At 31.7% G+C, this 25905-nt stretch carries 25 protein-coding genes and 1 pseudogene; 9 read left to right on the top strand and 17 right to left on the bottom strand.

The features are described from left to right. Positions 1–42: 42 nt before the first annotated feature. Positions 43–1404 (top strand): NAD-dependent succinate-semialdehyde dehydrogenase, encoded by a 1362-nt coding sequence (locus PBN93_RS07730; protein ID WP_271081844.1) that lies wholly within the window; start codon positions 43–45, stop codon positions 1402–1404. A 75-nt stretch (positions 1405–1479) separates the two neighbouring features. On the opposite strand, the gene PBN93_RS07725 is transcribed toward PBN93_RS07730, so the two are convergent. The 5 genes from PBN93_RS07725 to PBN93_RS07705 form a co-directional block, all read right to left on the bottom strand. Continuing rightward, positions 1480–2196, bottom strand: coding sequence for a TlpA disulfide reductase family protein (locus tag PBN93_RS07725; protein ID WP_271081843.1), 717 nt, complete (start codon positions 2194–2196; stop codon positions 1480–1482). 117 nt (positions 2197–2313) lie between these two features. Beyond that, positions 2314–2898, bottom strand: coding sequence for a TonB-dependent receptor plug domain-containing protein (locus PBN93_RS07720; RefSeq protein ID WP_171974471.1), 585 nt, complete (start codon positions 2896–2898; stop codon positions 2314–2316). A 46-nt stretch (positions 2899–2944) separates the two neighbouring features. After that, positions 2945–4264 carry a M56 family metallopeptidase gene (locus PBN93_RS07715; protein WP_271081842.1) on the bottom strand — a complete coding sequence of 440 codons (1320 nt, stop codon included), beginning with the start codon at positions 4262–4264 and terminating at the stop codon, positions 2945–2947. Further along, the gene (locus PBN93_RS07710; protein WP_077401071.1) at positions 4264–4623 is read right to left on the bottom strand and encodes a BlaI/MecI/CopY family transcriptional regulator; all 360 of its coding nucleotides are present in this window, start codon (positions 4621–4623) and stop codon (positions 4264–4266) included. The genes PBN93_RS07715 and PBN93_RS07710 overlap by 1 nt, the downstream gene beginning before the upstream one ends. A gap of 180 nt (positions 4624–4803) precedes the next feature. After that, positions 4804–6888, bottom strand: a complete 2085-nt coding sequence (locus PBN93_RS07705; RefSeq protein WP_271081841.1) for a M13 family metallopeptidase — start codon at positions 6886–6888, stop codon at positions 4804–4806. 239 nt (positions 6889–7127) lie between these two features. Here PBN93_RS07705 and PBN93_RS07700 point away from each other — a divergent pair, with 239 nt between their 5' ends. The 3 genes from PBN93_RS07700 (at position 7128) to PBN93_RS07690 (ending at position 8424) form a co-directional block, all read left to right on the top strand. Next, complete coding sequence (locus PBN93_RS07700; RefSeq protein WP_271081840.1) at positions 7128–7571, top strand: molybdenum cofactor biosynthesis protein MoaE; 444 nt, start codon at positions 7128–7130, stop codon at positions 7569–7571. Positions 7572–7573: 2 nt separating this feature from the next. After that, positions 7574–8002 (top strand): cyclic pyranopterin monophosphate synthase MoaC, encoded by a 429-nt coding sequence (gene moaC, locus PBN93_RS07695; protein ID WP_271081839.1) that lies wholly within the window; start codon positions 7574–7576, stop codon positions 8000–8002. A 119-nt stretch (positions 8003–8121) separates the two neighbouring features. After that, positions 8122–8424: a hypothetical protein gene (locus tag PBN93_RS07690; RefSeq protein WP_077401063.1), complete on the top strand. Its 303-nt coding sequence runs from the start codon at positions 8122–8124 to the stop codon at positions 8422–8424. 1 nt (position 8425) lies between these two features. Here PBN93_RS07690 and PBN93_RS07685 read toward each other — a convergent pair whose 3' ends face one another. Continuing rightward, the gene (locus tag PBN93_RS07685; RefSeq protein WP_271081838.1) at positions 8426–9367 is read right to left on the bottom strand and encodes an NAD-dependent epimerase/dehydratase family protein; all 942 of its coding nucleotides are present in this window, start codon (positions 9365–9367) and stop codon (positions 8426–8428) included. A gap of 152 nt (positions 9368–9519) precedes the next feature. Here PBN93_RS07685 and PBN93_RS07680 point away from each other — a divergent pair, with 152 nt between their 5' ends. Continuing rightward, positions 9520–10023: a hypothetical protein gene (locus PBN93_RS07680; RefSeq protein WP_271081837.1), complete on the top strand. Its 504-nt coding sequence runs from the start codon at positions 9520–9522 to the stop codon at positions 10021–10023. Continuing rightward, a complete protein-coding gene (locus tag PBN93_RS07675) occupies positions 10016–10504 on the top strand; it encodes a nuclear transport factor 2 family protein (RefSeq protein ID WP_077401055.1) in 489 nt (162 codons plus the stop codon). Before PBN93_RS07680 ends, PBN93_RS07675 begins: the two co-directional genes overlap by 8 nt. A 71-nt stretch (positions 10505–10575) precedes the next feature. On the opposite strand, the gene PBN93_RS07670 is transcribed toward PBN93_RS07675, so the two are convergent. Both PBN93_RS07670 and hflX read right to left on the bottom strand, forming a co-directional pair. After that, positions 10576–11274: a hypothetical protein gene (locus PBN93_RS07670; RefSeq protein ID WP_077401052.1), complete on the bottom strand. Its 699-nt coding sequence runs from the start codon at positions 11272–11274 to the stop codon at positions 10576–10578. 387 nt (positions 11275–11661) lie between these two features. Next, entirely contained in the window at positions 11662–12873 is a 1212-nt protein-coding gene (gene hflX / locus PBN93_RS07665) for a GTPase HflX (protein WP_077401049.1), read from the bottom strand. A gap of 119 nt (positions 12874–12992) precedes the next feature. On the opposite strand from hflX, the gene PBN93_RS07660 reads away from it, so the two are divergent. Beyond that, the gene (locus PBN93_RS07660) at positions 12993–13928 is read left to right on the top strand and encodes an endonuclease/exonuclease/phosphatase family protein (protein ID WP_077401046.1); all 936 of its coding nucleotides are present in this window, start codon (positions 12993–12995) and stop codon (positions 13926–13928) included. Positions 13929–13936: 8 nt separating this feature from the next. Here the strand turns inward: PBN93_RS07660 and PBN93_RS07655 are convergent. Next, positions 13937–14649 (bottom strand): annotated as a pseudogene (locus PBN93_RS07655) (3'-5' exonuclease). Between the two features lie 124 nt (positions 14650–14773). Between PBN93_RS07655 and PBN93_RS07650 the strand changes: the two are divergent. Continuing rightward, entirely contained in the window at positions 14774–15526 is a 753-nt protein-coding gene (locus tag PBN93_RS07650) for a hypothetical protein (RefSeq protein ID WP_271081836.1), read from the top strand. Between the two features lie 62 nt (positions 15527–15588). On the opposite strand, the gene PBN93_RS07645 is transcribed toward PBN93_RS07650, so the two are convergent. The 8 genes from PBN93_RS07645 to hemB all read right to left on the bottom strand — a co-directional run bounded on the left by PBN93_RS07645 (position 15589) and on the right by hemB (position 23092). Further along, positions 15589–16059: a methylated-DNA--[protein]-cysteine S-methyltransferase gene (locus tag PBN93_RS07645; RefSeq protein ID WP_077402210.1), complete on the bottom strand. Its 471-nt coding sequence runs from the start codon at positions 16057–16059 to the stop codon at positions 15589–15591. After that, positions 16059–17222 carry a CNNM domain-containing protein gene (locus PBN93_RS07640; protein ID WP_077401036.1) on the bottom strand — a complete coding sequence of 388 codons (1164 nt, stop codon included), beginning with the start codon at positions 17220–17222 and terminating at the stop codon, positions 16059–16061. Before PBN93_RS07640 ends, PBN93_RS07645 begins: the two co-directional genes overlap by 1 nt. Before the next feature lie 116 nt (positions 17223–17338). Beyond that, entirely contained in the window at positions 17339–17608 is a 270-nt protein-coding gene (locus PBN93_RS07635) for a hypothetical protein (protein WP_077401033.1), read from the bottom strand. Between the two features lie 100 nt (positions 17609–17708). Then, positions 17709–18587, bottom strand: a complete 879-nt coding sequence (locus PBN93_RS07630; protein ID WP_077401030.1) for an AraC family transcriptional regulator — start codon at positions 18585–18587, stop codon at positions 17709–17711. Between the two features lie 85 nt (positions 18588–18672). Further along, positions 18673–19584 (bottom strand): sialate O-acetylesterase, encoded by a 912-nt coding sequence (locus tag PBN93_RS07625; protein WP_077401027.1) that lies wholly within the window; start codon positions 19582–19584, stop codon positions 18673–18675. Between the two features lie 173 nt (positions 19585–19757). Next, entirely contained in the window at positions 19758–21065 is a 1308-nt protein-coding gene (locus tag PBN93_RS07620; RefSeq protein WP_077401024.1) for a short-chain dehydrogenase, read from the bottom strand. A 79-nt stretch (positions 21066–21144) separates the two neighbouring features. Next, complete coding sequence (locus PBN93_RS07615) at positions 21145–21894, bottom strand: hypothetical protein (protein WP_271081835.1); 750 nt, start codon at positions 21892–21894, stop codon at positions 21145–21147. A 208-nt stretch (positions 21895–22102) separates the two neighbouring features. Next, positions 22103–23092 carry a porphobilinogen synthase gene (hemB, locus tag PBN93_RS07610; protein WP_077401019.1) on the bottom strand — a complete coding sequence of 330 codons (990 nt, stop codon included), beginning with the start codon at positions 23090–23092 and terminating at the stop codon, positions 22103–22105. A gap of 72 nt (positions 23093–23164) precedes the next feature. On the opposite strand from hemB, the gene PBN93_RS07605 reads away from it, so the two are divergent. Beyond that, complete coding sequence (locus PBN93_RS07605) at positions 23165–25810, top strand: DEAD/DEAH box helicase family protein (protein ID WP_271081834.1); 2646 nt, start codon at positions 23165–23167, stop codon at positions 25808–25810. Positions 25811–25905 lie beyond the last annotated feature (95 nt).

Here is a 25905-nt window from a genome sequence, read left to right as displayed (position 1 = left end):
TTTTGTTGAACAAGACTTATTAATTTTTTAATTATCACAACAATGAGCAACACTATAACAACAATAAATCCGTTTACCGGAAAAGATATAAAAACATATAGTTTACATACTAAAGATGAAATTGATTCTATTTTATCTACAGGAGAAAAAACTTTTAAAGATTGGAAAAAAACAAGTATTAAAGAACGTACTTCTCTATTAAAAAAATTAGCTAAACAGTTAGAGAAAAAACGCGAAGATTTATCTGCTTTAATGACTGCAGAAATGGGAAAACCCATAGCACAGAGTAGAGCAGAAATAGATAAATGCGTTTGGTTATGCGATTTTTATGCTAAAAACGCAGATAACTTTTTAAGTGATGCCATTATAGATACAGAAGCTCAAGAAAGTTTTATTAGTTATGATCCTATTGGCGGCGTGTTAGCTGTAATGCCTTGGAACTACCCTTTTTGGCAAGTATTTAGGTTTGCCGTACCAACACTAACAGCTGGTAATGTGGGCGTTTTAAAACACGCTGCAAATGTAACTGGTTGTGCATTGGCCATACAAGATTTATTTACAGATGCTGGGTATCCACAGGGTTGTTTTCAAACAATTATAGCAGACCATAAAGCAACAGAAACTGTTATAGAAAGCAGTTTTATACAAGCTGTTAGTGTAACTGGCAGCGAAAAAGCTGGTAAATCTATAGCTAGTATTGCTGGTAAAAACCTAAAAAAATCTGTACTAGAATTGGGTGGTAACAACGCGTGTATCGTATGGGATAATGCAGATTTAGATACGTACATACCAACTATGGTAAAAGCTAGGTTTCAAAACACAGGGCAAAGCTGTATTGCTGCTAAGCGTTTTATTGTTGAAGAGGGAATATATGATGAGTTTTTAGATAGATTTAAAAAAGAAGTTGAATCTTTAAAAGTTGGAAACCCTGAAGAGGATGAAACTTTTATGGCATCTATGGCGCGCAAAGATTTGGCTGAAGAATTAAAAAAACAAGTTGATGAGTCGGTACAAAAAGGAGCAAAAGTAATTTTAGGCAATACGCTTAATGACGCTAATTATGTACCAACCATACTCACAAATGTTACAGAGGATATGCCTGTTTTTAAGGAAGAAACATTTGGACCAGTAGCTGCAATTATAAAGGCAAATAATAAAGAACACAGTTTAGAGCTTGCAAGCAACTCTAGATTTGGATTAGGAGCTATGTTATTTACAGAGGATATAGACGCAGCCAGACAAGCAATAGACCAAATAGAAGATGGTGCTTTTTTTGTAAACGAAATGGTAAAATCTGATCCAAGATTACCTTTTGGCGGCACAAAAGCCTCTGGTTACGGCAGAGAATTGTCTAAAGAAGGTATGTTAGAGTTTGTAAACAAAAAGACAGTTTACATTAAATAATATAACTTACAAGACAAAAAAAGCTTCAAACTAATGGGTTTACAAATAGTTTGAAGCTTTTTTTACATTAAAATATTAGTTTACTAATCGCTTAATTTTAGCAGCTAATTTATTAAGGTTTTTTTCATTGTATCCCATAGAAATATATACAACCACTCCATTTTTATCTAACACATAGTTTAGCGGTATTCCTTGCTTTCTATAAGCACTGTAAAACTCATTTTTAGGATCTAAATATACATTAAAGTCTACTCCTCTATCTTTTAATTCTGTCATTTTTTTAACTACAGTAGTGCGGTTTTCTCCAACAGATACTGGTATAAAAACAAAGTTTTTATCTGTATTTGGTTCCAAAATAACTTCTGGTATTTCATAAAACTCTCGTAAACAAGGTACGCACCAAGTTGCCCAAAAATTTAACAATACTACTTTGCCCTTTAAGTCTTTACTTTTTAAAACATCTCCATTTATATCTTCTAGGGCAAAAGCAGCAATAGTATCACCAACTTTAATTTTAGAAGCAGATACCGCTTCTTTTTTTGCAACTTTTACTTCTTTACTTTTAGACTTATTATTAACTAGCTGTTTTTCTTTATTGGCTAACATTTCTTCATCAGAAAAGGTTTCTATTTTCATTACAAAGTTGTTATCCAATCGTTCTTTAAAACGTTTTACAATGGCTTTTTTCTCTTTTTTAGAAACACCGTTATGCATTGCTTTTATCTTATTTTCTTTTTGCAAAACCATAAGATATTCTTCTGTTACTTCTTTGCCTTCGACAATAAAAATCATCTTTGGCTTTGCTATTTTTTTATCTTGTGCAATAGTATTAAATGTACTTCCAAGACATAAAAAAAGTACAGAAACACAAGTGTATTTCTGTACTATATTACATATTTTCTTCATTTTTTACTTTAAAGTTATTTCAATAACACCATCTCTACCCTTAGAACCGTATTTAGCTGTTGCACTTTCATTTTTCAAAACATTTATTACCTCTATATCTTCAGGATCAATCATACCAACATCAAAAGGTTTAGGAACTTCTTGTCCGTTTACAACAAAAAGTACGTTATCCATTGTTGCGTTATTATTTATTCTAAAACCAATTTTCTCTATGACTTTTGATTTTTCTGAAGTAGTTACATAAAAATAAAAAGGATCAATGGCAATTTTATCAACCTCAGTGTATGTTTCCGTTTTATTATCTTTTGTTTTATAAACTGCAGATATACTTGTTAAATTACCCTTAGCATCTCGCTTTATTCTAGTAAAAGACAAATCTACTTTTTCTTTTTTTGCGTCAGCAATATAGCTAGCTAAATCATTTTCTGTTGTTTTAGAGTTTATGTCTATTTTTAAAAGTTTAAAACTTTCATTACCCTCTTTTTTAGAAAATGTAAAGCTATTAGATTGCGCATTTATACTTAAGCTTAACAGGCAAAATACTGCTGTTAAAATAGATGTAGTCATCACAATTTTTACTGATTTCATTTGTTGTAACATAACTGTTCGTTTTTAATTGATTAAAGATTGATTTTTATTTTTTTGTTGTAATTTCTACCACACCATTTTCTCCTTTTTTACCAAACCTATCTATAGCAGATTGATTCTTAAAGATATTTATATGCTCAATATTTTCAGGAATTAACAGATTCATATCAAAAGAACTTGGCATTACCTCGCCATTTACAATTATTAATGGTTTTTTACTTGTTAAATAAGAATTTTCATGTGTTTTGGCTTCACGTATTGGCGTAGTCATAGAAACAGGAGTAATAGAAGTTTGTACATTATCTTCTATTTGAAAATTAAATGTGTTAGACACTTTAGCCTGTTGTTCTTTTGATTGCTTTTCTTTGGGTTGCGTAATAACAGTTTTAGCTTGTTTTTTAGGCTTGGTTACTACAGTTTTAACAGAATCTTTTACACTTACAGTTTCACTATTTTCTGTAACTGTTATTTTAGGAACCTCATTAACTAAGTCATTAGAAACAGGTTTAGATTGTGCAATAGTTTCTGTATTAAAAACAACAACGGCACAAAACAACATTGGTATTACCAATCCCATTTTTAGTATGCTTTCTTTTCTAGACTTGCTTTTGTTAAGCATTACAATGCGTTTTTTAACTAATGAATTAAAAAATGTATTGGTAACCGTTAAAGATGCCATACTATGTACAGACTGTTGCAATAACAAATACTGGTATTCTTTTTTATTTTGATGAGATACAATTGCATCATCTACAAGGTACTCTAAGTTTACAGAAACCATTTTTTTGTACCACCATGCAAACGGATTTGCCCATTGCAATACACATAACAAATGTGTAAGTAACATATCTAGAGAGTGTTTTTGCTTAGCGTGTAACTCTTCGTGCTTTATAATTGTTTTAAGCTCATTTGCTGTGTGTAAACTTGGATTGTAAACTATGTAATTAAAAAATGAAAATGCGCTGGTATCCGCAGTAACCTCAACCATTTTATATTTACCTACTCTTGTGCTTGTTCCTTTATTAATTAAACTAAATAAAGATGCTAGTTGCATTAAAAATCTACCTAAGAAAAATAAGCAACCCGCAGCATAGGCAATTAAAATTACCAACCACCAATTTATATTTTCTACTGATGACTGATTGACAACTATATTGGTTAATTTATTAAAATCTACAACAGGAGTATTTACAAAAACTATCTTGGTTATAATTAAAAAAGGAAATGCCATTGCTACAAATATACCCGCTAGCAAAAACCATCTATTCGCTTTAAAAAATGTTTCGTTACGTAAAAACACCTGAAAACAAATAGAAAACAAGGCTATAACCAAACTACTTTTAGCAATAAAAATTAAATACTCCATTATTTATTGTTTTCTATATGGTTAATAATCTCTTTTAGTTCATCTACGCTAATTTTATCTTCATTAACAAAGTTGGATACCAGATTTTTGTAAGAGTTGCTATAAAAGTCTGTAATTGCCCTACTCATAAATCCTTTTCTGTACACCTCTTTCTCTACTATTGGGTAATATTGATGAGTATTGCCGTATGCAGTATGACTAACATATCCTTTTTCCTCCAAATTTCTAATTATAGTAGATAGCGTATTGTAATGTGGTTTATCTTCCTTAAATTCTGCCAAGACATCTTTAACAAAAGCTTTTTCTAGCTTCCACAAAATTTTAAGTACTTCTTCCTCTTTATTTGTTAACTTTTTCATATTGTATCTATTACAACTAATTTTATCACACATCAAACTTAAACCTAAAATTTTAGTTATGCAACTATTTTTATAGTTAACAAACTAAAAAAACAGTTTTAAACACTTAAAAACGAATAAAGGCTACTCTTATTAGGAGTAGCCTTTACTTTATAAACTAATACTATTGCTAGTATAAAACTACCAAATACGGACTCTTTCTTCTGGAGTTACATACATTTTATCACCTTCTTTAATATCAAAAGCTTCATAAAACGCATCAATATTTAATAAAGGTTGTACCGCTCTAATCATACCAGGAGAATGCGGATCTGTTTTTACTTGGTTACGTAATGCCTCATCTCTAGACTTAGTTCTCCAAACAGTAGCCCAAGACATAAAGAAACGTTGTTCTGCTGTAAAACCATCAATATCTTCTGGTCTTCCAGTTTCTTCAAATAACAATTGTAAACCATCATAAGCACCTAAAACACCACCTAAATCACCAATATTTTCACCCAAAGTAAATTTACCGTTTACATAAACACTGTCTAATACCTCTAAATTGCTATACTGTGCAGCTAAAGCATTGCCTCTTTCTGTAAAAGCAGCTAAATCTTCATCTGTCCACCAGTTTTTAAGATTACCCTCTGCGTCAAAACGCGCTCCACTATCATCAAAAGCATGAGATATTTCATGACCAATTACAGCACCAATACCACCATAGTTAACAGCATCATCTGCAGTATAGTTGTAAAAAGGAGGTTGTAAAATTGCAGCAGGAAAAACAATCTCGTTGTTCATTGGATTAAAGTAAGCATTAACCGTTTGCGGAGACATTCCCCACTCGCTCTTATCTACTGGCTCACCAATTTCTGCAAAATTCTTATCTCTACCCCATTTACCTACAGCTGTCATATTATCAAAATAAGACTTATCTGCGGCTACTTCCATAGCAGAATAATCTTCCCATTTATCTGGGTATGCAATTTTTACGGTAAACTTGTCTAATTTTTCAATTGCTTTAACCTTAGTATCCTCGCTCATCCAATCCAATTTCTTAATTCGGTTTTTATAAGCGGTAATTACATTATTAATCATTTTTTCTGCCTTAACTTTAGCTTCTGGCGGAAATTTAGCATCTACATATAATTTACCTAAAGCCTCACCCACTGTACCGTTTACAGTTGCTAAAGCACGCTCGTCTGCTGGGCGTTGTTTTTTAGCACCTCTTAAATACTTACTATAAAACTCCCAACTAGCAGTTTCTGTAGCCGTAGTTAACCTACCAGCAGCACCGTTAAAAGTATCCCATTTTACAAGAGTTTTTAAATCTTCAATAGGCGTGTTTTTTAATAGTTTATCTAATGCAGCTGTATACTTTAGTTGTGTTACCAAAATAGTATCAAACTCTTTTGTCATTCCTAAATCTGCAATCATTTTTTTAACATCTAAAGAAGATAGCATCGCATCTGCCTCTGCTACTGTTCTAGGATTATTAAAGTTTCTTGCATCACGACTTTCTACTTTATCTAAACGTGGCTCTGCTAATTTAGTTTCTAAAGCTAAAATAGTTACAGCCGCTTTGTCTGCATCTTCTTTAGAATCTCCTAACATTTGCAACATTTTAGAAACGTACTTTTTATACTGTTCTCTAATTTCTTTAGACTTACTATCTTGTTCTAAATAATAGTCACGGTCTGGTAAACCAAGGCCAGCACCACCCATATAAACAGCATTGATTGCAGAGTTATTTAAATCTGCACGTACACTAAACCCAATAAACGGAGAAGAAACCGCTGGATTTTTAGCTAAAACTGTTTGTAAATCTGCTAAGTTTTTAACTTCCTCAATAGCTTTAAGAGCTGGTTCTATAGGAGTTAATCCTGCCTTATTTCTAGCAACCGTATCTAATTTAGTTTCAAAAATAGCTAATGCTTTTGCTTGGTCTGTGTCTGCACCGTACTTACCACTTTCTTTTGCTTCTGCAATTATTTCTAAAACATCTGCATCTGTAGACTGGCGTAGTACAGAAAAACCACCCCAACTAGATCTGTCATCCGGAATTTCTGTATTTTTCATCCAACTACCATTAACGTAGTTGTAAAAATCTTGTTTAGGATCCACATTGGTATCCATATTCTCTAGTACAATGCCAGGAATTTTTACTACTTCTTTAGTTTCAGTTTCTGTTGCTGCAGTTTCTTTTTTACCATCTTTACAAGAAGTAACCGCTAAAGCACCAACCAAACCTACCATAAGTAGTGATTTGTTAGTAATTTTCATTTTTTTGTTTTTAAGAGTTAATTAGTCTTTAAATGCTAACCAAGTTTGCATCTACACAAAAATAGCAAAAAGATAAAATAAAGTTGTGTTTGATATGTTAATTACATTTTTACAACCCAAACATTAAGGTTAAATAAAAAAATTGGAAATATTTTTAGCAATACATAGCACTAAACAAGTATTAATTATCCCTAAAAAACAGTATTTTTACTGTTTACTGAAGAAACGGTATTAGGCTTATGAAGAATGAAAATATAAAAAATGTGTTTAAAAATGGTGCAATATCTAGTGCTTTTATAGCTGAAGCTATTGCCAAACACCAAAGTAAAACACAAATTGGCGCACATAATATATTTTTAGGCCAAGTAAGGCAAGATAAGATTGATGACAATACTGTAAAAGCAATAGAATACACTGCTTATGAAGAAATGGCTAATCTTAAATTTCACGAAATAAAAGAAACTACTTTTTCTAAGTTTGATATTACTTGTATGCACATTTACCACAGTAAAGGTATTGTAAACATTGGCGAAATATGTTTATTTGTGTTTGTATCTGCTCCGCACAGGCAAGTTGTTTTTGATGCACTTAATTATGTGGTAGAAGAAATTAAAGCACAAGTACCTGTTTTTGGAAAAGAAATTTTTGAAGACAGCTCTTATCAATGGAAAGTAAATAAATAACAATGGTAGATATTACACAAAAAGCAATTACGTTAAGAACTGCAATTGCACAAGCTGTTGTTAAAGTAAGTAAACAGGCTACCATAGATGCTATTAACAACAAAACTGTTCCTAAAGGAGATGTATTTGCGATGAGCAAAGCTGCGGGTTTACTTGGTGTTAAAAAAACACCAGATTTATTACCAGATTGCCACCCTTTACCAATAGAATATACAGACATTAGCTACCAAATTAATGGCTTAGAAATTACCATTATAATTACTGTAAAAACAAACTATAAAACTGGTGTAGAAGTAGAAGCTATGCACGGGGCAAGTATTGTTGCATTAAATATGTATGATATGCTAAAACCTATAGACAAGGGTATAGAAATACACCACATAAGGCTTTTAAAGAAAACTGGGGGCAAATCTGATATTACTAACGCGTAAATTATTACCTACTACAATTTACATGTAATTAACTTTATAGGTTTTGCATTTTTAATATAATAGACTAATTTTAGTAACTCGCATACTGCGTGTATTACAATTCTCTAAATATATTAGTTATGAATAATCTTAAACGGGTAATTGTAGATTTTAAAAAACTTACTCCCGAAGTCTTAAAATTATTGGTAGAGCGTTATCCGGCAGGATATGGCGATAATGATATTATTGTTTTTAAAAACGCAAAAAACGAAACCATTGAAGCTGTAGAAGTATTAACTAACGATACTAAATACCTTGTGAAAATTAGTGCCAAGTTAGAGCATACTATGGAAAATTATGACGAGGACGACTATGAGGATTTTAATGATGATGACCCCACAGCCATCCCAGACATAACTTTAAAAGCTGATGACGAAGAATAGTTTAATTTGCTAAATTCTTCAACATTGTTTCTGTGGTTTTCTCTAAGTCAAATTCTGCTTTCCAACCCCAATCTTTTTCTGCTGTAGAAGCATCAATACTTTGTGGCCAAGAATCTGCAATTTCTTGTCTAAAATCTACATTATAATCAATTATAAATTCTGGTATTTGTTTTTGTATACTAGCTGCAATTTCTGTTGGTGTAAAACTCATTGCCGCTAAGTTATATGATGAGCGCTCTTTTATATTTTCTGCTTCAGTTTCCATAATAGATACAGTAGCTCTAATAGCATCATCCATAAACATCATTGGTAGTTTTGTATTTTCAGACAAAAAGCAAGTATAAGCCTTGCTCTCTAGTGCTTTATGGTAAATTTCTACGGCATAATCTGTAGTACCACCACCTGGCTGGGTTTTCCAACTAATTAAACCTGGGTAACGTAAACTACGCACATCTACCCCATATTTATTAAAATAATAACTACACCAACGCTCACCAGATTGTTTACTAATACCGTAAACCGTACTTGGTTCCATTATAGTATTTTGTGGTGTGTTTTCCTTAGGAGTATTTGGTCCAAAAACAGCAATGCTAGATGGCCAAAATATTTTATTTATTTTTTTGTCTTTTGCTAAATTTAATACGTTAAAAAGAGATCCCATATTTAAATCCCAAGCACGCATAGGAAATTTTTCTGCAGTAGCACTTAGCATTGCAGCCATTAAATATACTTCCTCTATCTCATAATGCATCACAACATTTTCTATAGCTTTATAATCGGTTGCATCTAAAAGCTCAAAAGGCCCACTAGACATAAGATCCTCACCGCCTTCTCTAATATCACTAGCAACTACATTATCTTTACCATGTTTTTCTCTTAAAGCTAAAGTAAGCTCTGTACCTATTTGCCCACAGGCACCTATAATTAAGATAGATTTTTGCACAATAATTGGTGTTCTAAAGTTAGGCTACAAAGATATATTTATTAAATTAACTTTAGTGGTAATTACATATTTACTACTTATTTAACTAAATTTATAAATGAATTGAAAGTGAACAAACTTCTTATCTTATTCTTTTTTTATACTTTCGTCTTATGAAGAGATTTTTCCTTTTTTTAATTGTAATTTTTAGTCTAGTTTCTTGCACAAATACCAAGAAAGAAGTCGTAAAAGAAGAGCAAATTATAGATGAAATTACTTTTAACGCTAAAAAACTGCCAAAAAAGATAAAACTAGATTCAAAAGTAGTTCCGGTTTTAGAAAATTGGCAAGAGTATAAAGATTTTAATACAGCTATAGATGGTTTGTACAAAGCAGAGAATGATGAAGATTTACGTTTAACCTTAGACCAAATTATAGAGGCTCAAAAAAAGTTAGAAAAATCTGTTTATCCTGAAGAATTTAACAAACCACATATTAAAAGCAGACAAACTGTAGTTAAAACCTACACCTTAAAAACTAAGGCTGCAATAGAATATAGTTTAAATGTATTAGAGCCAGCATCTGAGCTAATTAATGCATATAATAGTTTTAGAAACCAGTTTAATATTATTGCAAACAATACATTAGACACTAATTTAATTTTAGAAAATGAATAAGATTTTTCTTTTACTATGCCTGTTAGTTGCATCATTGCAAGTAACTGCACAAAAAGCAGAAATTAATACTGTTGTAGATGCTTGGCATAAGGCTGCCGCAGATGCTAATTTTGATACTTACTTTGGCTTAATGACAAAAGACGGCATTTTTATTGGAACAGACGCAACTGAAAATTGGCAAAACAAAGATTTTAGAGCTTTTGCTAAACCGTATTTTGACAAAGGAAAGGCGTGGAGTTTTACGGCTCTAGAACGCAATATATACATAGATACATCTAAAAAAATTGCTTGGTTTGATGAGTTACTAGATACCCAAATGGAAATTTGCCGTGGTTCTGGTGTTCTTAAAAAAGTAAAAGGAAAATGGAAAATAGCGCATTATGTTTTATCTATTGCTATACCAAATGATAATGTTAGTAAGGTGGTTGAACTTAAAAAAGATAAAGACCTAGAGCTAAAAAAGCAATTAAAACAAAAATAAAAGCTATAAAAATATAAGACAATAAAAAAGGAGTGCTGTTAGCACTCCTTTTTTATTCTATAATGGTACTATTATTTTTTAGGCGCCTCTACATCTGCCTTTCTTGCCTCAATAGCTTGCTTGCTTAAACTAGCCAAGTTAAAGTTAGGCGCAATTGCTAATGCTTGATTAATTAATGCCAAAGCAACATCTGGCTTAGACTGGTCATTGTTATACTCAATTAATGCTTTTAAATGTAAAAAAGCTGCTTTAATAGGTACTTCATAAGGTTGTTGTCTTTCATAAAAAGCATATTTCATATCATCTTTAGCGTTAGCCAAACCATACTCAATATTAACTAAAGCACCTGCCTTGTCTCCTGTTTGTATTTTTAAATCTGCTAACTCATACGCTAAAAAAGTATTAGGTGTTCTTTTGTTTAAAATTTCAAACTGGGCTATAGCTCTTTTTACATCTCCTAACGCTTTTAAGGCTAAAGCTCTTACTTGTACAGCAAGGTTAGAGTCACTGTCTTTTGTATCTACACCAATTACGCGCAATGCTTGCATATTTTGGTTACTGTTTACGTATAAAAATGCCAAAGTATCTTTACGTGCCTCACTAGGCTCCAAAACATTTAGGTGCGTAATAGCGTTAATTATACCTTGCGTATCTCCTTGAGACTTCATTTGTTTGTAAAACGCTTTGTAGTGCGTTAGTAAGTCGCTCTTATTTTGTGCCCCCATACTTACCGTAAAAAGCAACACAACTGCAATAATTATCTGTTTCATTCTCATATTTTTAGTGCGTCAAAACTATAAAAATTATTCAAGTAAACACTAAAAAAACATACAAGGAAGGTTATAATACAAAAAAAGCCCTCTAAAGAGGGCTTATAGGTTAAATTTGATAATAAGATTTGGGATCTTTTTATATCATTTTTATGAAAAAGGCCAGATTTGGGAAAAAAGGCGTTTTATATCGTTTGTGTAATTTTTAAATTTTAGATTTTTTACAATCCTTATTTCTTAATTACAGTGTAAAGATATGGCGAACCTTAAAAGTCTGGCAATTTATGTTGTGAACTTGCTCTATTCTGTTGTATAAAAAATAAGCGGTTCATTTTCTTCGATAAAGTGCGCTTTTCTAGATAAATAGTAATTTATTTACGCTAACATTTAGTACTCGTCTAAATGCTCTGGGTATAAAAAGTTGTTGTAAGGAAAACGCGTTACATGTATGTCTCTAACCTCATCATAAACCCTTTTTCTAAACGTATCTAAATTTTCATTATTTAATGCAGATATAAACAAAGCCCTATCGCCTACTTTCTGCATCCACGTTTTTTTCCACTCTTCTAATGTAAAATGTATTTTGGTTTTTTCGGTTACCAAATCATCATCATCTATAGTCTCATGCGTAAACTGATCTATTTTATTAAAAACAATAATAGTTTTTTTATCATCAGCCTTAATTTCCTCTAATATTTTATGTACCGATGCAATGTGGTCCTCAAAATTAGGGTGAGATATATCTACAATATGCAATAACAAATCTGCCTCTCTAACTTCATCCAAAGTACTTTTAAAACTTTCTACAAGTTGCGTTGGTAATTTTCTAATAAACCCAACAGTATCACTTAATAAAAAAGGTAAATTTCCTAATACAACCTTACGCACAGTAGTATCTAAAGTTGCAAATAATTTGTCTTCTGCAAAAACTTCACTTTTACTTACCACGTTCATTAAGGTAGACTTGCCCACGTTTGTATACCCAACCAGGGCAACCCTAACTAAAGCACCACGGTTACCACGTTGGGTTTCCATTTGCCTATCTATTTTAGAAAGTTTCTTTTTAAGTAACGTAATACGGTCACGTACAATACGCCTATCTGTTTCTATTTCTGTTTCACCAGGACCGCGCATACCAATACCACCTTTTTGACGCTCTAAGTGTGTCCACAAACCTGTTAATCTTGGTAAAAGATACTCATACTGTGCTAACTCTACCTGAGTTCTAGAATAACTAGTTTGGGCACGTTGCGCAAAAATATCTAAGATAAGTGTTGTTCTATCTACTATTTTACATTTTAAATGGCGCTCTATATTACGCTGCTGGCCAGGTGTTAGCTCATCATCAAAAATAACAGAACCTATTTTATGCTCCTCTACGTACTGTGCAACCTCATCCATTTTACCACTACCTATATATGTTTTAGGGTTGGGCTTATCTATTTTTTGTACAAAACGCTTATAAACTTCTCCTCCGGCAGTGTAGGTTAAAAACTCTAGTTCATCTAAATATTCTTTTACCTTTTGCTCTGTTTGTGTGCTACTTATAACTCCTATAAGTACCGCTCTTTCATATTCTACGACTTTCTTCTCTAGCATATGTTTAATTTATAATGCAAATCTAATCAATACTTGCTAAGCTATTTTTGTATTTTAGCATCTAATATTAAAAAGTAAACACTTTTTTTACTACTTTAAAATAATAAAATAAGATTAATTTGGTAACAATTGCCTTTTACAATTTAGAAAATCTGTTTGATACTATTGATGACCCCACAACTTTAGATGATGACTTTACTCCTAAAGGAGAAAAAAGGTGGACAAATAATAGGTACAAAAAAAAGGTTTTTAAACTCACTAAAACCATTTCTGAAATAGGAACTCACAATACAGATGAGCCTCCTGTACTTGTTGGAATTGCAGAGGTAGAAAATGAAAATGTAGTTAAAGATCTTGTAGGTAATAGTAATTTAGAAAATATAAATTATGAGTATGTGCATTATGATTCTCCTGATGAACGCGGCATAGACACTGCACTTATTTATAACAAAGATTATTTTACGGTATTATATTCTGAGCCTATACATGTACATATTATTAATACCAATGGCGAGGTAGATAATACTAGAGACATACTTTATGTACACGGCATATTAAATGACGAAGAAGTACACGTTTTTGTAAATCATTGGCCCTCTAAAAGAGAAGGAAAAATTTCTACAGATTACAAAAGAATTGAAGCTGCCAAGGTATTAATTAGCTACATGGCTAAAATTGAAGAAAAATATCCTAACCCTAACTATATTATTATGGGCGATTTTAATGATAGTCCTAAGTCTGATAGTATAAAAACTTTAATGGATACAAATAAGTTTTACAACCCTAGTGAACATTTATTAACTTTTGAGAAAGGAAGTGCCAGCTACAAGAGAAAATGGAGCTTATTTGACCAGATTATTATTTCCCATAGTTTTTTAAATTATGAAAAAGGTACACATAGCTTTTTAGAGGCTAATATTTTTGATGAGCACTTTTTAACTGAGTTTGATGGCAAGTTTAAAGGCACACCGTTTAGAACATATGTTGGCCGTAAATACGTTGGTGGTTACAGTGATCATTTTCCTGTTTTTATACAGCTTAAGTACAATAAGTAACCACCGGTTTACACTCGTTTAATTTCATTTTCTACCAGTAACTCCTCATTGCGTAGCCTAAGAAAAACTTGAGCTATAGCAATAACATCTAACTCGCAATATTTTATAATACGGTCTATATCATTATCAACATAAAAAACATCTCTAACCATACTACCATCTATATCTTCTTTAGGAGATGGAACTCCAAGTACATTAGTCATTAATTTTAAGGATGTATAGTGTTTAAAATCGCCAAACTTCCAAAGCTCCATAGTATCTATATGTGGTACTTCCCAAGGTTTTTTGCCAAATAAATTTAGTTTTGGTGGCAGGTCTATACGGTTAATAACCATACGGCGAGCAATGTACGGAAAATCAAACTCCTTACCGTTATGAGCGCAAAGCACGTATTTAGGTGATGCAAAATGTGTAGTTAATAGGTTTTTAAATTCTTTAAGCAGTACTTCTTCTACTCCAAAAAGGTTGTTACTCTAAAATTACGTACATCTCCTTTAGTGTTAAAATATCCTACAGAAATACAAACTATTTTCCCAAATTCTGCCCAAATACCTGCCTTATCATAAAATTCTTCAGGCGTAAATTCATCTTGTCTTTTATAGGCTGTTTTTTGTGCCCAAAGTTCTTTTTTTTCATCGGTCATTTGGCTATAGTTCTCATACTCAGGCACAGTTTCTATATCTAAGAAAAGCACATGTTCCAAACTAATTTTATGAAGCATATTAATGGTTTAGAGTTTAAAAGAAAACTGAATATAAGTATAAATTACCATTTAACGAAATACAGCATACCTAGCCAATAGAATCTTACAAATACAGTTAAGTACCTAAACAATATATATACTTATGAGATTAAAATTATTACCATTAGCCTTAATTGCAATTACACTTTTTTCTTGTTCTAGTAGTGACGATAGTGATGACACCAACAATGTAGATGATGCAGAAACCTCTGAAGAACAAAACACTAACTGTAATGAAGTTAAAAATTATGTTTTTGTAGAAAAAGATGGACTTGTAAGCGTAGAGTTTGAGAATGCTGTGTTTACGGAGAATTGGATCCAAAAAAATGACGGTAATAATATTTCTGGCAAAGGATATATGGTTTGGGAAGGAGACCAATACTTTGGAAAACCAGGAGAAGGTTTGGCTACGTATAGCATTAAAATTAATAAACCAGGTACGTATAAATTTTTATGGAAGTCTGCTGTTAAAAAAGGTAACTCTGGATCTGAGCATAACGACACTTGGTTGCGCTTTGCAGATGCTAGCGATTTTTTTGGTGAAAAAGAAGGTAGTATAATTTACCCTAATGACACAGGAAAAACACCTAACCCAAAAGGATCTTCTAAGGATGGTTGGTTTAAAATATACAGAAGTGGTAATGATTTAGATTTTAAATGGCAAGCAAATACATCAGACAACGATAGTCATCCTGTATTTGTAAAATTTGATAAAGCTGGCACTTACACTATGGAAATATCTGCTAGGTCTTCTGGACACGCTATAGATAAATTTGTTTTATTTGATGACAGTGTAAAACAAGCTGATGCAATTGCAGATGAAACAGAATTAAGTGAAATTACTTGTAAAAACTAAATCGTTTTTATTACTTAAAAAACAAAAATCCGATTTATAATTAAATCGGATTTTTTTATACTTTAAAACAAAGTTGTTTGTGTAACCGGACTTTCATGCTCTAGCAACCATTTTTTACGATGTAAGCCTCCTGCATAGCCTGTTAAAGAGCCATCACTACCAATTACTCTGTGGCAAGGTACCATAATCCATAGCGGATTTTTACCGTTTGCTGCAGCTACAGCCCTTATGGCCTTTGGGTCTCCTAACACTTTAGACAACTGTAAATAAGAGCAAGTTTTACCAAACGGTATTTGTAATAAGGCGTTCCAAACTTTTTTTTGAAAATCTGTGCCTTCCGGATTTAACTCAACACTAAATGTTGTACGTTCTCCTCTAAAATACTCTTGTAGTTGATAAACAGCATCTTCCAGCACTTCAGGAATTACTTCCGTTATTTTGCCATTATCAAATACAGAAATTACAGAAAGTCCGTTTATATCACCTTGTAATTTAGCAATGCCTAACGGAGTCTTTATGTAAGCTGTTTCTATCATTTAATATCTTCCGGAGTATCTGTTTTTGTTTCAGAAGTATCTATTTTACCATCTTCTTCTACAATTAACCCTAACTTTTTTGCTCTATTCTCCCAGTTTTTACGGGCTAAAGATTGTAAATCTGCAATATGGTCGCTCTCATCCATAATTTCCATTCCTAGTAAGGTTTCTATAACATCTTCCATAGTTACCAAACCACTAACAGATCCGTATTCATCTACAACCAAAGCTACGTGTTCCCTTTTCTTTATAAAGGTTTCAAATAGTTGCGGAATTGGTGTATTACGTTCTGTTGCTAAAATTTCTCTTTTTATGCTAGACAGAGGAGAATCTCCGTTTTTATTAATAACTTCTTCTAATATGTTATCTTTTAAAACAAAACCAGTTATATTATCTAAAGACCCGCTATACACAGGAATTCTAGAGAAACGCATTTTTGGGTTAGCCTTATAAAACTCGCCTATAGTTGCTGTTTCTGCTGCAGATTTTAAAACCGTACGTGGCGTCATAATATGCTTCGCTAAAATTTCATCAAACTCTAATAAATTACGTATAATTTTAGACTCAGACTCCTGAAAAACGCCTTCTTCATGAGCAATGTCTGCCATAGTTGTAAAATCTTCTCTACTTAAAACGCTACCATGATGTTCTTTACTGCCTACTAGCTTAGTAAATACTTGTAGTAACCATAAAAGCCCGGTCCATTTTAAAATTAGAACCATAATATTTAAAGCTTTTGTTGTAAAGTTAGATAGCTGTTTCCAGTATGTAGCACCAATAGTTTTAGGTATAATTTCTGAGGCAACTAATATTAAAATAGTCATAATGGTTGATACTACTCCTACCATTAAATCTTCTGTAAAAGTTACACCAAAAATACTGGTTGTAGCTGTACCATACATTTCTGCATAAGCAACTTTTGCCTGTACACCCACTAAAATTGCACCAACTGTATGCGCTATAGTGTTTAAGGTTAAAATTGCAATTAAAGGCTTGTCTACATCCTTTTTTAAGTTTTCTAAACCTTCTGCATAACTTTTTCCTTCTTTCTTTTTTACATTAATAAAAGTAGGAGTTACACTAAGTAACACTGCCTCTAGTATAGAGCAGAGAAATGAAAAGAATACCGAAATAAACGCGTAAAATAATAAAAGACCCATAGTATATGATTAGATTACGAAAATAGCAAAAAGTTAGCAGTTCTGTATAAATAAAAACTACTACCAGATATTACCACCTTGCATTATAACAAATACTAAAAAAATTAAAGAATAATTTAAACCTTAAGCTTAGGCTTAACAAAATAGCGCTCTCTTTTTTTTGTTTTATATATGGTTAATGTGGCCATAACACTCCAAATTAAATTAGAAACAAATGATGGTATAGCATTATAATAATAACAGTTTATTGCTATTAATACTGCTCCAAAAAGGTTTAAGTACTTTGCATAGTTAACGTACTTATTATTTTCTATAAGTGTAATCCCATAAGCAAGGATTAAAAAGCCAGAACCTGACCAACCTAATACATCAATTAACAATTTCATTTTTACTAATTTGTTTCATTTATTGGGGTTAAATTATGAAGCAAATTTGCGCTAACAGGCGTTAGGTATTATGATACAAATACGGCTAAAAATGGTAATTTTACGCCAGTAGTATTTTTTTTCTAAATTCAGTTGGGGTAAAGCCTTGATGTTTTTTAAAATATTTTACAAAATTTGTAGGTTCTTCAAAACCAAGTGTATAACCAATTTCTTTTACGCTATCTAAAGTATGTACTAATAAACGCTTAGCTTCTAATATTACCCTAGCATCTATCATTTGCTTGGGTGTAATGTCCATTACTTTTAAAGTTGCTGCACTTAAGCGCTTTTGCGTAACATTTAACTGCTCTGTGTATTTAGCTACAGATTTTTGCCTCATAAAATTTTTATCCAGCAAGTCTCTAAATTTAATAACACAATCTAAATCTGGTCCCTTATTTATAAAAGCAATATTTTGATTTTGTCGCTCTCTTTCTGATAATAGTAATATATTTTGAAGATAATTCCTAAGTATATCAGATTGGTAATTGTCTTTAACCGTGTTTAATTCTTGTTCTATAAATTGAAAAATACTATTGTAAATATGCGTATGCTGTTTTACTTGTATGGTAGATATGGAATATAAATCATTAAAAAGCATATTGCCTCTTAAAAACTTGGTATCTTCATCTGTTTTACAAAAAAAGTTATCTGTAAACAGCAAAACCTCTCCTTCTACAGCAACATTTTCATCAAAACATTGTACACTATTTTTATCTACAAATAAAATTGAGTTTGGTTTAATATCTATAGGATTAAAATCTACCATATGTCTGGGATTTCCTTTTTTAAACCATATAATTTGATAAAAATCTGCTCTGTGAGGAACTATTAAATCATCAAAAAAATTGTTGTACAAGTCTGCAAGATTTACCAACTCAAACTCTTGGGGCAATCCTTCTTTAAAACCATGTTTTTGAATTTCTGATGATGTAGACATCTATTTACAACTTAAAAACCAAAAGTATGGTATTTTATGTTAGTATTAAAGCGTAACTAACGTTGTAATATAATGTGTTTGCTTTTTACTTATACTTAAGCTCTAGTATTTTTAGAGCGTATCTTTTTCCTAATTCTCTAACTCCTTCAGAATTAAAATGTACGCTATCTGTGCGGACTTCACAACCTTTAGAAGAAATAATATGAGCTGTTGGCACTACACTTGGCAATGTATTAACTATAGGGTTCATACTTTCACACTTACCACCTTGTTGCTCATGTACCATTTCACCAGCAAGCAAAGGTACTTCTTCTTCTTTTAAAGACAAATCTGCCAGCATATTGTTGTAAACTGTACGCACATATGTTGGCCATTTTTTATCCCCAGTATTGCTTTCACCCTGGTGTAAAAGAATGCCTTTTATAACACCTTGTTTTTGTGCCTGCTTTGCCAATTGTATTAAATGGTTATAAGGATTACCACTGTAGGCGTTAATTTTATCTGTAAACCAATCTTCCTTATATGTATTAAGATAATTACTGTAAATGTCTTTATCAAACAATCTAATATCAGATCCGCCAACGGCTACATTTACAACTCCAACAGTAATACTGTCTGGTAAATTATTAGCCATTGTTTTTCCAAAATAATCTGCAGGAGACAAACCTGCGTAACACTGACTTAAAGGAGCTACAGCCGTATACCATTCCCCTTTTTTTCTTTTAAGATTATCACAATCTAAAGACTGTAATACTTTAAAACGGCTGTTCTCCAATAAATCTTGATCTTCTATAGTTGCAGAACCTTCCATATTAGACTGTCCAAAACATATGTAAATATGAAAATTTGGATTAAAATCTATTGTATTAGACTCTGTAGTGTGTGTTGTATTTTTAGTGTTAAAAGTAGTTGAAGTAGATGATGCTGGTAAAAATACTTTATAAAAAGTAAACATAAATGCAGTTAAAGCAATGTACTTTATAAATGTAAATTTCATTGTTTCAATATTTTAAACAGCAATAACTTCAATTATTAGTCAACAACGAATGTAAAAACTTTAAGATTTAAACAATTAGTAAATTATGCGAAATATTAATACTTTCATGAAATAGTAATGCGCAACACAGGTTCTAAAACCGGTATTGCGCATTATTCTACTAAACAAATTACTTAGTCTAACAAACCTTTTGTTTGGTCCCAAAGACTTTCTCCCTGCTTTAAAAGCTCGTCTTTTGTTTTTTCCAAATTTTCGGAGCTTGTATACTTATTGTATTCTTCTGTAAAGCTTTTAAATTTTTCTAAAGTTTCAAAAATTTCTTTAGTATGTGGCACATTTTGTTCTTCCATAAGCCTTTGCCAATCTACTTTGGCTAAAATAGATAACATGTATTTTGTGGCAATTTTACTTAAAAAATACTTATCATAAAAACCGTTTAATACTTTTCCGGGCTCCCTATTTTGTACATATATTATAGATTCTGCTAAACGCTCTTTTTCATCTGCAGAAAGTAATTTACTAGCCTGCAACCTCTTTAAAGCTGCTATTGCTTTGTCATTTTTTTCTTTTTTTAGATATAAGTAAGACTCTATAGACCAAATTACCTCATTATCTAATCCTATTTTTTTTGAGTCATTTAAAAACATTTCAAAATCTTCAAGCGCACGTTCTTCATCTATATCACGATCCATCATTAACCTATCAAAACCTCTAAATAAATGATTTAAAGAATGAAAACCAATATGAGTTTGTTCGTTATTTAAGTTTCCCCACTGAAACATTGCTCTTGTAAGAGGTAGGTTTACGTCTTTATTAGCATTAAGCCAATTTATGTTTGATGATATTTCATCCTCCGACAAATAGTACAGTCCTTTTTCAAAAAACAAAAAGCCTCGGTAGTATTGCAAAAGAGCTTTAATTTCAGAATCTGGCAATAATTCTGGGTTGGTTTTAGAACACTCGTATAAAGACACCTCTTTACCAATGTCTCTACTTAAAACTACAATTGCACTTAAAACAGAGTGTTCTATATTCTGAACATAATTTTTTTGCTCTCCTGCCAACAAATTTTGTTTTGGTGTTTCTGGAGCTGCGTTTGCTCTACTAAAAACCTCTAACAAAGTAGGAAACTCATCTTCATCCGTTTCCATTATAAATTTCTCCATCTTTTTATAATCTCTATAAATAGATATATAATCTAAAACACTTAGACTTTCAGAATCTTTAGCGTCATAATTAGAAACCTTATTAAAAATTCTATCTAAGTCGGACTTAAATTTGGAGTACTCAGGACTAATATTACTTTCTGCTGCTGAAGCCCTAATTAAAATTTTAGCAAATTTATAGGTCAAAACTTTATCAGAATCTATACTTTTAACTAGTGTTTGTTTGTCTATAGCTAACAGTTCTTCATCTGTTTTATCTCCACCAAAACAACTATTAAACAGTATTACAATTAATAGTAGTAATATTTTTTTCATAAATCAATTTTAAGGTTGATACAGTAAGATGTAAAATTAAAACAAGAGTTACTCTAATTACACCCTATTTACAGGGTTATTAAAGATTACCTTCTTTTAATTTATCAGACAGCTGACTTAAACCTAACACATTACTTATTTCTCCGTTTTTAACCACAAATAAATCTTCACATAACAGCTCACAATTCTGCTTGTTTGTTAATATCATATATGCATGAATGTCCATAAATTGATTGATATGTTGGGTATCCAACAAATAAGAACATACATAAATAAGCCCTTTTCTTGGAATAGAAACCAAGAGTTCATTAGAGTTTAGCATTTTGTGTGCCTCTAACATATGTTTTCTACTCAATATTTTTTCACTCGAAAACGGGGTAATTCTGGTTGATAAAATTTCGTAATCGCTTTTTTCATCAGTAAAATCCCAATACATAAAAGGCAATTCTAAATTATCTAAATTGGCTAAACTATGTTTATCAAGCTTTTTATAATCTTCTTCTGTTTTGTTACTTGTTTTTATATGAAAAACATCTATTTCTCCGTTTGTCCCCTCTTTGTCTTTATCCATCATCACAAAAGTCTGCACCGTAGGAGCATAAATATCTTCCGATTCATAAAAAACCGAAACTAACTCATTTGCTAAGTCTAGTTCTTTTGTTTTTTTAGAAACCAAATACGGATAAACCATGCTATAATCCATTTCTAATTTATCAGTAATAACTTCTTTTACAACGGTCGTGGCTTGTGTATTAGCTGTGGGCTTTTTACGTAAATTTTTGGGTTCTGCAGGGCCAAGTCCTAAAATATTTCTCAAAAACTGTATCATATATATATTGTATTAGTACATTAAATAAGAGTATTAAACAGGACTAAACTATATATTTTTGTAGGACTATTATAATGTGTACCTATTTCCGAAAGGTTTTAACCTTTATTCGTAATAGTAAATTAAATATTTTAATGTATTACAAAAAAAGCCTACTAAAAAGTGTATTGTACTTTTTAGTAAGCTTTTAAAATTTGTATTTATAAAATTACCCTAAAATACGAATTGCATCTTTAGCAAAGTAACTGGCAATAATATTTGCACCTGCTCTTTTAATTGCTGTTAGTTGCTCCATAACAACAGCGTCATGGTTTAACCAGCCTTTTTCTGCTGCTGCTTTAACCATAGCATACTCGCCACTTACTTGGTAAACTGCCACTGGCACATCTACCTCGTTTTTAATTTCGCGTACTATATCTAAATAGCAAAGTCCTGGTTTTACCATTACAATGTCTGCCCCTTCATCAATATCCATTTCCGTTTCTCGTATAGCTTCAAAACGGTTGGCATAATCCATTTGGTATGTTTTTTTATCCTTAGGAACATTTTGCATATCTACAGGTGCAGAGTCTAAAGCATCTCTAAATGGTCCGTAAAAAGCAGAGGCATACTTTGCACTGTAGCTCATAATACCTGTGTTGTAAAAACCATCATCTTCTAAAGCTTCGCGTATGCTTAAAATACGGCCATCCATCATATCACTTGGTGCAACAAAATCTGCTCCTGCTTCTGCATGAGACACGCTCATTTCTGTAAGTACCTCAACAGACTCATCATTTAAAACCAACCCATTTTCTATAATACCATCATGGCCGTAAGAAGAATAAGGATCTAAAGCAACATCTGTCATAACCAACATATCTGGACAAACGTTTTTTACTGTTTTAACAGCGCGTTGCATTAATCCGTCTGGATTTACGGCTTCTGTACCTTTATTATCTTTTAAATTATCGGGCACTTTAGCAAAAAGTAAAACCGACTTTAAGCCCATTTTCCATAACTCCTTTACCTCATTCTCTAACAAATCTAAACTATACCTAAAATAATTTGGCATAGACGGTATTTCTTGCTTAACACCTTTACCTTCTACCACAAAAAGTGGTACTAAAAAATCGTCTGGAGAAATAATGGTTTCACGAACCAAAGAACGGATTGCCTCGTTACTACGCAATCTTCTGTTTCTAATAATTGGATACATAATTATTGTTTACTTTAGTGGTGTCAAAGTTACTTAATATCAACCAAAAATATAGAAACCAAGAGCCTTCATTTGAGTACTATTAACAACATTTTACAATTTAAGTTTACTTGGCGTACCTATCAGCAAAAATTCTTAGACAATTTTGATACGCATATTAACGACAAGCACCTACACGTTGTAGCACCACCTGGATCTGGAAAAACAATTTTAGGCATAGAAATGCTTAAAAGAGTTAACCAAACTACTTTGGTATTATCTCCTTCTTTAACCATTAGAAACCAGTGGAGAGACAGGATGCTCACCTTTTTTTTAGAAGATAAAAGTTATACAAACTACTCTTTAAACATAAAAAAACCAAAGCAAATTACCTTTACTACCTACCAGGCTTTGCACGCTTTACATAAAGATTTTAACAAGCTAGATAATTCTAAAACTCTGGTTAACTTTATAAAGACAAACAACATAAAAACTATTGTTTTAGATGAGGCTCACCATTTAAAAAATGAATGGTGGAAATGCTTGTTTGAAATAAAAAAGGCAGATGATATTACTGTAATATCATTAACCGCAACACCACCTTACGATAGCGAAGCTAAAGAGGTGAAAAAATATTTTGATTTATGCGGACCAATAGATGATGAAATTGTGGTTCCAGATTTGGTTAAAAACGAAGATTTATGTCCGCACCAGGATTATGTACATTTTTCTAAACCAGACAAAGAACAAATAAAACACATTGTTACCTACCGTGAAAACATATTAAACTTTATAAATACCCTTGTAGATGATACTGAGTTTACCAACATATTACAACAACATCCGTTTTACAAAAACACCGAAGAAGAGTTAGAAAATATTTATAATAAACCACTGTATTACTCATCTATTTTAATTTTTTTAAATGCCGCTAAAATTCTAGTTCCATTGGAAAAAACAACTGTTTTGGGCTTTAAAGATGATAAAATTGAGTTTCCAAACTTAAACTACAACTGGCTACAAGTATTATTACAAGAAATACTTGTTACAGAAAGAGAGTTGCTTTTACCTTTTGAAGAAAAATTGCACGCCATTGAAAGAGATTTACGTAAAATTGGTGCTTTTAGTAAAATGCGAGTAGATTTTGTTGGTGTTGAAGATTTGTACAGAACATTAGCCAATAGTCCCAGTAAATTAAAAAGTATAAATGCTATTATTGCTGCCGAAAGTGATAATTTAAAAGACAATTTAAGAGCTGTTATTTTAACAGATTTTATACGAAAAGAATTTTTGTATTTTGATGGCTCTAAAGTTGATGAGTTAAATAAATTAGGTGTTGTTTCTATTTTTCAATACTTACGCACGCAAGGCAAACTTAAAGAGCAACTGGGTATTTTAACTGGCTCTATTGTTATTTTACATAAAAATGCCCTTATCAATTTAAAAAAAATAGTAGGTAACACAGAGTTTACCATAAAACCATTAGAGGTTGATGAGGATTTTGTGATTATAACATCGTTTGCCAAGGGTAAAAACACTATAGTATCTGCAGTTACAGCACTTTTTGAAAACGGAACCGTAAAAATACTAATTGGTACAAAAGCTTTACTTGGAGAGGGTTGGGATGCTCCTGCAATTAACACCTTAGTGTTAGCTTCTTATGTAGGGTCCTTTGTATCGTCTAACCAAATGCGTGGCAGAGCCATTAGAACACAAGCTGGCAACAAAAATAAAACTAGCAATATTTGGCATTTGGCTTGTTTAGATCCTACAGATCCCGAAGGTGGTAAAGATTTAGAAAAACTAACCCGAAGATTTAATGCATTTATGGGTGTTGCTTTAAAAGGAGAGCCCTACATTGTTAATGGCTTAGATAGGTTAGGTTTGCCTTTGCAATACACACCAGAATTAGATATTAAAAAATTAAACAAAGAGACTTTTGCTATTGCAACCCAAAGAGATTTAATTTCTAAAAGATGGCAAAAAGCCATTGGTAAAGGAGAGGTTTTTATTAGAGAACTAAACATTTTATACCCTTACAAAGAACCATATACCAAACAAAAAAAATTACGCAGTGTAAACGCCAGTAAATTTCTTTTTTTAGAAGTACTAGTTGGTACTTTTGCCTTAATACCAGAGTTTATTTTAAAAAATGTTGGCATACTCTTAAGCAAGGGCGTAATGCAGTTTATATCGTTATTTTTTGGAGCTGTTTTTTTAGGTTTTGTACCTAAAGCATATAAAGCGCTTAAGCTCTACTTTTTGTTTGGAAATATGGAGCGTAAAACACAGAAAATAGCACAAGCAGTATTACACTCTTTAGCAGCATTACATAAAATAACAACACCATTAGACAACATAAAACTAGAAACCGACCGCTATAGCAATGGTGTTTTTGCATTTTACATAACAGGTGTAACTACTAATGAGAGCTCTGTATTTATTACTGCACTAGAAGAAATTATTGCTCCAGTAGAAAATCCAAAATACTTAATAGACAATAGTTCTTGGTTAAAAAGAAAGTGGAATTTACGTACCTATTACGTTGTACCTACCATTTTTTGTAAACGTAAAGCAGAAGCTAAAAGATTTCATTTTTATTGGGAAGAATTTGTTGGTAAATCTTCTTTAATTTACACCAGAACAAAGTACGGTAGGCAACAGCTAATTAAAGCAAGGCTAGCACATATTGTTTATCAGTTTAAAGATGCATCTAAAAAAGCAATTACTTGGAGATAATTGTTAAAACAGTAAGACATTTCTTAAAATAACTATATAAAAGTGTAACAAGTTAACAAATATAGTTACTAACCTAGCAACATCACTAAAAATAA

Source organism: Cellulophaga omnivescoria (assembly GCF_027915275.1).
Lineage (GTDB): Bacteria > Bacteroidota > Bacteroidia > Flavobacteriales > Flavobacteriaceae > Cellulophaga > Cellulophaga omnivescoria.
This window is presented reverse-complemented; position numbering and strand designations above follow the sequence as displayed.

Coding starts and splice junctions, on each gene's coding strand:
- PBN93_RS07730 (WP_271081844.1), top strand. CDS start 43: ATGAGCAACACTATAACAACAATAAATCCGTTTACCGGAAAAGATATA.
- PBN93_RS07725 (WP_271081843.1), bottom strand. CDS start 2,196: ATGATTTTTATTGTCGAAGGCAAAGAAGTAACAGAAGAATATCTTATG.
- PBN93_RS07720 (WP_171974471.1), bottom strand. CDS start 2,898: ATGAAATCAGTAAAAATTGTGATGACTACATCTATTTTAACAGCAGTA.
- PBN93_RS07715 (WP_271081842.1), bottom strand. CDS start 4,264: ATGGAGTATTTAATTTTTATTGCTAAAAGTAGTTTGGTTATAGCCTTG.
- PBN93_RS07710 (WP_077401071.1), bottom strand. CDS start 4,623: ATGAAAAAGTTAACAAATAAAGAGGAAGAAGTACTTAAAATTTTGTGG.
- PBN93_RS07705 (WP_271081841.1), bottom strand. CDS start 6,888: ATGAAAATTACTAACAAATCACTACTTATGGTAGGTTTGGTTGGTGCT.
- PBN93_RS07700 (WP_271081840.1), top strand. CDS start 7,128: ATGAAGAATGAAAATATAAAAAATGTGTTTAAAAATGGTGCAATATCT.
- moaC (WP_271081839.1), top strand. CDS start 7,574: ATGGTAGATATTACACAAAAAGCAATTACGTTAAGAACTGCAATTGCA.
- PBN93_RS07690 (WP_077401063.1), top strand. CDS start 8,122: ATGAATAATCTTAAACGGGTAATTGTAGATTTTAAAAAACTTACTCCC.
- PBN93_RS07680 (WP_271081837.1), top strand. CDS start 9,520: ATGAAGAGATTTTTCCTTTTTTTAATTGTAATTTTTAGTCTAGTTTCT.
- PBN93_RS07675 (WP_077401055.1), top strand. CDS start 10,016: ATGAATAAGATTTTTCTTTTACTATGCCTGTTAGTTGCATCATTGCAA.
- PBN93_RS07670 (WP_077401052.1), bottom strand. CDS start 11,274: ATGAAACAGATAATTATTGCAGTTGTGTTGCTTTTTACGGTAAGTATG.
- hflX (WP_077401049.1), bottom strand. CDS start 12,873: ATGCTAGAGAAGAAAGTCGTAGAATATGAAAGAGCGGTACTTATAGGA.
- PBN93_RS07650 (WP_271081836.1), top strand. CDS start 14,774: ATGAGATTAAAATTATTACCATTAGCCTTAATTGCAATTACACTTTTT.
- PBN93_RS07640 (WP_077401036.1), bottom strand. CDS start 17,222: ATGGGTCTTTTATTATTTTACGCGTTTATTTCGGTATTCTTTTCATTT.
- PBN93_RS07635 (WP_077401033.1), bottom strand. CDS start 17,608: ATGAAATTGTTAATTGATGTATTAGGTTGGTCAGGTTCTGGCTTTTTA.
- PBN93_RS07630 (WP_077401030.1), bottom strand. CDS start 18,587: ATGTCTACATCATCAGAAATTCAAAAACATGGTTTTAAAGAAGGATTG.
- PBN93_RS07625 (WP_077401027.1), bottom strand. CDS start 19,584: ATGAAATTTACATTTATAAAGTACATTGCTTTAACTGCATTTATGTTT.
- PBN93_RS07620 (WP_077401024.1), bottom strand. CDS start 21,065: ATGAAAAAAATATTACTACTATTAATTGTAATACTGTTTAATAGTTGT.
- PBN93_RS07615 (WP_271081835.1), bottom strand. CDS start 21,894: ATGATACAGTTTTTGAGAAATATTTTAGGACTTGGCCCTGCAGAACCC.
- hemB (WP_077401019.1), bottom strand. CDS start 23,092: ATGTATCCAATTATTAGAAACAGAAGATTGCGTAGTAACGAGGCAATC.